Annotated in this window: 6 protein-coding genes; all 6 read right to left on the bottom strand. The window is 59.1% G+C overall.

Annotated features, from left to right (window positions below; genetic code table 11):
* On the bottom strand, positions 1 to 1338 hold a 1338-nt coding region (locus AQY21_RS08745; protein WP_152988171.1), incomplete at its 3' end, for an NAD(P)-binding protein.
* Between the two features lie 97 nt (positions 1339 to 1435).
* Positions 1436 to 2191, bottom strand: a complete 756-nt coding sequence (locus tag AQY21_RS08740; protein WP_058097308.1) for an amino acid ABC transporter ATP-binding protein — start codon at positions 2189 to 2191, stop codon at positions 1436 to 1438.
* A gap of 10 nt (positions 2192 to 2201) precedes the next feature.
* Complete coding sequence (locus AQY21_RS08735) at positions 2202 to 3119, bottom strand: amino acid ABC transporter permease (RefSeq protein ID WP_238986727.1); 918 nt, start codon at positions 3117 to 3119, stop codon at positions 2202 to 2204.
* Between the two features lie 6 nt (positions 3120 to 3125).
* Positions 3126 to 3860: an amino acid ABC transporter permease gene (locus tag AQY21_RS08730; protein ID WP_082658047.1), complete on the bottom strand. Its 735-nt coding sequence runs from the start codon at positions 3858 to 3860 to the stop codon at positions 3126 to 3128.
* Between the two features lie 81 nt (positions 3861 to 3941).
* A complete protein-coding gene (locus AQY21_RS08725; RefSeq protein WP_058097305.1) occupies positions 3942 to 4814 on the bottom strand; it encodes a transporter substrate-binding domain-containing protein in 873 nt (290 codons plus the stop codon).
* A gap of 578 nt (positions 4815 to 5392) precedes the next feature.
* A partial coding sequence (locus AQY21_RS08720) for an electron transfer flavoprotein-ubiquinone oxidoreductase (protein ID WP_058097304.1) occupies positions 5393 to 6728 on the bottom strand: 1336 nt, incomplete at its 5' end.

Below are 6728 nucleotides of genomic sequence, written 5' to 3'. Positions count from 1 at the left end.
GGCCAAAAGCACCTGACCGCCGAGTGTAGCCCCGGCATCGAGCAGGGTGACCTTGTGACCACGTTCGGCGCTGATCCGTGCTGCTTCCATGCCGCCGGGGCCACCGCCGACAATAACGACACGCCGCGCCGGCCCGTCGGTCGGCCGGATCACCTGTGGGATGAAGGACTCTCGTCCCGTCGCGACATTGTGGATGCACAGGGCATCGCCCCCGCGATAGATCCTGTCGATGCAGTAGCTTGCCCCCACGCAGGGACGGATCTCGTCCTCGCGCCCCTCGCGGTATTTACGTACCAGATGTGGATCGGCGATATGGGCACGGGTCATGCCGATCATGTCGGAATCGCCATCCTTGATCATGGCATTGGCCGTCGCGAAATCCGTCACCCGTGCGGCGTGAAAGATCGGCATGGTCACGGCGGCACGCACCCGCTTCAGGGCGGCAATATGCGTCGGGCTGGGAAAGGCCATGCCGGGCACCGTCTCGGCGACTCCGGCGTTCGTCCAGTTGCTGCCGGCATTGACGTTGAGAAAATCGATCAGGCCGCTTTGCTGGTGCAGGCGCGCGATCTCGATCCCTTCCTCGATGTCGATGCCCCCCTCGAGCTTCTCGTCGGCGGTGAAACGGATGCCGACGATGAAATCCGGTCCCACGGCATCGCGGATGCGGCCGAGAATCTCGAACCCGAAACGCAGCCGGTTTTCAAGCGACCCGCCATATTCGTCGTTGCGCTGGTTCATCAGCGGGGACCAGAACTGCCCGATCAGATGTCCGGCGATCAGGAGCTCGCATCCGTCAAGCCCGCCCTTCTTGCAGCGAAGCGCCGCCGCGGCATAGGCGTCCGCCACGCGGCGGAAATCCGACCTTTCCATTGCCTTGGGAAAGGAGCCGTGTGCCGGCTCCTTGAGATGCGAGGCGGAGATCGCCGGCAGCCAGCCGCCGGAATTGGCATGGGTGCGGCGACCGACATGGCTCAGCTGGCACATGAGCGCGGTATCGTGCCTATGCAGGCGATCCGCAAATTCCTGGAAATAAGGGATGACATCGTCGCTTCCGACATAAAGCTGCCCAAAAGAGGGCGGCGAATCCGGAGCGATTGCCGAAGCGCCGCCGAACATCGACAGCGCAAGACCGCCCTTGGCCTTCTCCTCGTGATACTTCTGGTATCTCTCCGTCGGCATCCCGCCTTCAGCGTAAGCCGGTGCATGAGACGTGCTCATGATTCGGTTCTTCAGCACCAGATGCTTGAGGCGAAAGGGTTCGAAAAGGGCCCTGTAAGCCGGAGGAACCGGTGCGTTATCACTGCGAGAAGCCTGGTCTTTTTCTTCGGCACTCATTGGGTCAACTTTCGGTAGATCGCCGCATATGTCTGCAGTTGAAGGGTCTGGGCCATTTCACATGCTGTCTGGACCGGCGTCGTGAGGACTGGTCGTTTCAGAGGATCTGGCTGAGAAATTCGCGGGTGCGCGGATCGCGAGCATTCGCGAAAAACGTATCCGGCGGCCCGTGCTCGACGATGATGCCCCGATCCGTGAAGTAGATGGTGTTGGCGACTTCGCGTGCGAAAGCCATTTCATGGGTGACAAGGATGCAGGTCATCCCATCTGCGGCAAGGTCCTTGATCGTCGTCAGAACCTCCTTGACCGTTTCGGGGTCAAGGGCGGCAGTCACCTCGTCGAAGAGCATCACCTGTGGGTTCATCGCCAAGGACCGGGCGATCGCGACCCGCTGTTGCTGCCCCCCGGACAGCTCTCCGGGATAGGCGTTCTCCTTGCCCTCCAGGCGCACCTTTTTCAAAAGCATGCGGGCGCGCTTTTCGACTTCGTCGCGCGGCTGCTTCAGGACCTTGATCGGTGCCATCATGACGTTCTGTAGAGCAGTCTTGTGTGGGAAGAGGTTATATTGCTGGAAAACCATCCCCACCTTCTTTCTCAAGGCGAGCTTGTCCAGCTTCGGGTCGTTGACCTCCTGACCCTCGACCTTGATCGAACCCGACTGAATGTCATTGAGGGCATTGATGCATCGGATCAGGGTCGATTTTCCCGAGCCGGATGGGCCGATGATACAGATCACCTCGCCCATCATAACATCCATGCTGATGCCCTTCAGAACTTCATAGGCACCATAGGCCTTATGCACGTCCCGAAGGGATACGATCGGCATATCGGTTGTCCATTTCGCTGCACTCATCTGTTTTCTCCTATTGCTTGACGGCGAAACGGCGTTCCAGCCTGCGGGTCAAAACGGCAATCGGGTAGCTATAGAGGAAGAACCAGGACATCAGCCACAGATAAAGCGGGATGAGAATTTCGCTGCGATCTTCCGCGGCCATGACATTCTGCGTCAGAGCCATACTGTCATTGACCCCAAGGATTGAAATCAGTGGTGTCGACATCGTCAGGATGCAATACCAGTTCATCCACGGCGGCAGCATCCGCTTGACGCATTGCGGCAGGATGATGCTCCAGATCGTTTGCCGCCGGCTGAACGCGAGACTCTCGGCGGATTCCCATTGCCCGGTGGGCAGCGATGCGATCGCACCGCGGACGATTTCGGATACATTCGCCATGACAGGCAGCGACAAGGCGAATGTTGCCTTGGCCCATCCCGGAACCTCATATCGCTTCCCGAGAATTTCCACTTCATATGGCAGAAGCAACATGAAGAAGAACAGCAGGACCAGCCAGGGAGAGTTTCGGAATATCTGCGTCACCAGCCAGGACGCTTTCCTGACCGGATCAATCAGCGAAATTTGCCCGATTCCCAACCAAAGGCCGAGAAATGTGCCAATGGCCATGGCCATGAAGCTGACGAGGATATTCAGAAGAAAACCGCCGACCTCCCCGGAGGGGCCGAAGAAGATAAGCGGCGTCCATCTGAGGATCGTCTCCAACGCCGATGGCCGGCTGCCTCCGCTACTTTGAGCGATCGCCGCATCAACGGATATCCAAGCCAGCGAGACAGCCAGAAGACACAGGCAAAACCGCCGCTGGGAAAGGATATCCAGGCAAACCTCGCCGACTGGCTTGGCGGGCGCCAGCTGAAAGGGCTTCATGACAGGCAGGTCGGTCTGCGTCATCGCGAGATAGGACTTCCACGGCGTTTTGGTATTTTCCATTATGATCTATCTCCGACCGAAACCGGGAACACGGATGGATTTCTCCCATCGGTGCATGACCCAGACGAGGGCGCCGACAAGCAGCAGATATGTCAGCCACATCACATACATCATTTCGGTGACGTTCAGTTCGTCGGACCAGATCTGGTTCGACACATACAGGGTCTCGGGGACCGCGATCGCATAGGCGATCGTCGTGGATTTGACGAGGTTGATGAGGTTCCCGTTCAGCGCAGGCAGGCAAACGCGGAAAGCCAGCGGCAAGGTTACATAACGGTAGATCTGCGCATTGGTATATCCAAGGGATTCCGCGGATTCTATCGTCGATTCCGGCACCGCCTCGATGCCCGCCCTGAATATCTCCGCATTGAATGCGCCCGCAAAGAACGACAAGGAGATAACAGCCCAGCCATAACTTCCAAGAATACCACCGCTGATGCCCATGTAGTCGGATAGAAGTGCGTCCACGGCAAAATAGAAGAAATAGATCTGGACGAGAGGCGGTGTGTTCCTGAAGAATTGAATATAGGCCTGCACCAAGCCCCTGACTATCCGGAACCTCGATTTCTGTAGCCAGGCCCCCAATATTCCGATCAGGATCGACAGGATGATGCAAATTGTCGAGAGGTGGATTGTTGTCCATACGCCTGCAAAAAATCTACCACGATCCCAGTCGTCGTAGAAGATGGTCAGGTTTATGCCCTTGGTTTCGGCAAGCCAGCGAAACCATTCCCACACCATGTCCAATGTCGTGTATCCCTTGACGGTATCCTGGGTGTTAGGCTCCCGCGAGGGGAGCCTCCCTTGGAAAGCTAAGCTGCCTTATTCCGAATCATCGCGGACGGAATCACAGATGGGGTTCTCAGCAAGGCATTTTTCTTGCATCTGCAGAACCCAGTCGGAGGCGCCCAACCCCCATTTTTCCTCAAGCTCTACAATCGTCCCGCTCTTGTGCCATTCGGTGATTGCGTCGGACACCGCTGCGGCGATCGGCGCGGCGAGATCCTGTTTCCGAACCCCGGCTCCCCAAGGGGCATCGGCGACGACCGGCGTGGCGATCGTGTAATCTGCCCATTTCTCTGGATTGCTCTGAAGGCGCGCTCGGAACGATGCGTCGTCATAGAGCCAGCCCGCGCAGCGTCCGGCGAGCAGCGCCGCTTCCGCTTCCGCATTGCCCGCGAAGACGACCATTTCGGCGCCATTCTTCAGGCCGTAATCCTTATTGAACCACGAGCCCTGGATCCCGCAGATGCTTTTCCCCTCGAGACTTTCCCAGCCGTCAATCCCGCTGTCCTTTTTCGCAAGGACAGCGATGCCGGACGAGTAATAGCTGGGTTGCAGGATGCCCACGACCCTTCTGCGTTCGGGTGTATCTGCCATAGTAGCAAGAAGAACGTCGATCCGACCCTGTTCCAGAAACTCCATCCGGTTGGATGTAGTGACTACGACGGTTCTTGCAGTAATCTCTTTTCCCGCCTGCTCGCTCAGCTTGCGGGCGAGATCGTTGGCCAGGTCGATTTCAAGACCGACGACATTGCCATTTGTGTCGCGCATTCCCCATGGGGCGAAGTCGGCCTTTACGCCGATCGCTACTTCGCCTTTGTCGATGATGTTCTGAAGCGTATCCGCATGGGCGGCCGAGGACATCGCTATGACGAGGCTCAGGCCGATGATAGTGGCTTTATCAGCTGTCAATTGGTCGTCTCCCTGTTGTTGCGTCCCTTTGCTGGGATCTGGCGATGTATGTGGCCCTTACGGGCCACACGTCATGTGGAGGTCCAAAGGCTGGTGTCTGGTTAGAGTTGAATTGCCGCCTGTATAGTCCGGACCATGGTGCCCGACATCATTTCGTATCGGGTTACATATTTTAGTATACGATAATGTAAACATAGCATGAGATTCGTGTCAATCACCAATGCTGTGCGGGAGAGCGTCGTCCTCGCGAGTTTCATTTCATGTGCTAACCTGAATAGCTCCGGTTGAGGTGAGATTTCCCTATGCACGGCAATGTTGCGAAAATCGGCTAATAAGTTGATTCTACTTATGCATGGCTGAGCCTGCGGCATGGTGGAGCATCTGCGCTAAGGTTGGGGATTGCCTGCCCGGCTTTGCTTTGCTGTTGGAAGGCAGGCACGACGGCGCAGTTGCGCGACATAGTGATTCTGAGGGAAATCGAGAGAACGATGACGAAGGGCGGGGTTTTGGCGATGAAGCCCGTATCGCCTTTCTTGCTGCGGTCTGTTCCGATTTCCGATATCGACAAGTCTCCCTCGTCACATATTCGGGTAGTTGGGCCCGTCGCCGCCCTGCGGGGTTGTCCAGTTGATGTTCTGGGAGGGGTCCTTGATGTCGCAGGTCTTGCAGTGGACGCAGTTCTGGAAGTTGATCTGGAAGCGCGGGCCATCGTCGCCCTCCAGCACCTCATAGACCCCGGCCGGGCAATAGCGCGTCGCCGGCTCGGCATAGAGCGGCAGGTTCACCGAAATCGGGATCGCGGGGTCCTTCAGCTTCAGGTGGCAGGGCTGGCTTTCCTCGTGGTTGGTGAAGGAAAACGCCACGTTGGTCAGCCGGTCGAAGGACAGCTTGCCGTCCGGCTTCGGATAGTCGATCGGCTGGAAATCCGCGGCCTTGCCGGTGGCTTGCGCATCCGTCTTGCCGTGCTTCCAGGTGCCAAGCGGGTTCCAGCCGGTGAGGTTCGCCACCCACATGTCGAAGCCGCCGAGCGCGAGGCTGGCCCAGAGCCCCAGCTTCGACCAGAGCGGCTTGACGTTCCTGACCGGCTTCAGGTCGCGGGCGATGGGACCCGAGCGCAGGTCGGCCTCGTATTCGGCCAGCTCGTCGCCCTCGCGCCCCGCGGCGATGGCCGCCGCCGCCGCCTCGGCCGCGGCGATGCCGGACAGCATGGCGTTGTGGTTGCCCTTGATGCGCGGCACGTTCACCAGCCCGGCCGAGCACCCGAGCAGCGCCGCCCCCGGCACCGTCAGCTTCGGGATCGACTGCCAGCCGCCCTCGGAGATCGCCCTTGCGCCATAGGCGACGCGCTTGCCGCCCTCCAGCAGCTCCGCGACCATGGGATGGTGCTTGAAGCGCTGGAACTCCATGTAGGGATAGAGATAGGGGTTGGCATAGTTCAGGTGCACGACGAAGCCGACCAGCACCTGGTTGCCCTCGAGGTGATAGATGAAGCTGCCGCCGCCGGCATTCTTGCCGAGCGGCCAGCCCATGGTGTGGGTGACGGTGCCGGGCTTGGCCTTGGCCGGGTCGATCTCCCAGATCTCCTTCATGCCGAGGCCGAATTTCTGCGGCTCGTGCCCGGCCGAGAGGTCGTATTTCGCGATCAGCTCCTTGGCGAGGCTGCCGCGCACGCCCTCGGCGATCAGCACGTATTTGCCGCGCAGTTCCATCCCCGGCTCATAGCCCGGGCCGGGAGTGCCGTCGGCATTCAGCCCCATCTCGCCGGCGACGACGCCGACCACGCGGCTGCCCTCATTGACCAGCTGCGAGCAGGCCATGCCGGGGAAGATTTCCACTTCCAGCGCCTCGGCCTGCTCGGCCAGCCAGCGGCAGACATTGCCCATCGAGACGATGTATTTGCCGTGATTGTTCATC

Origin of the sequence: Paracoccus sp. MKU1 (assembly GCF_001447385.1) — a bacterium.
In the GTDB taxonomy this organism is placed as follows: domain Bacteria; phylum Pseudomonadota; class Alphaproteobacteria; order Rhodobacterales; family Rhodobacteraceae; genus Paracoccus.
The sequence above is the reverse complement of the archived record's forward strand: the minus strand, read 5'-3'. Positions and strand labels throughout refer to the sequence as shown.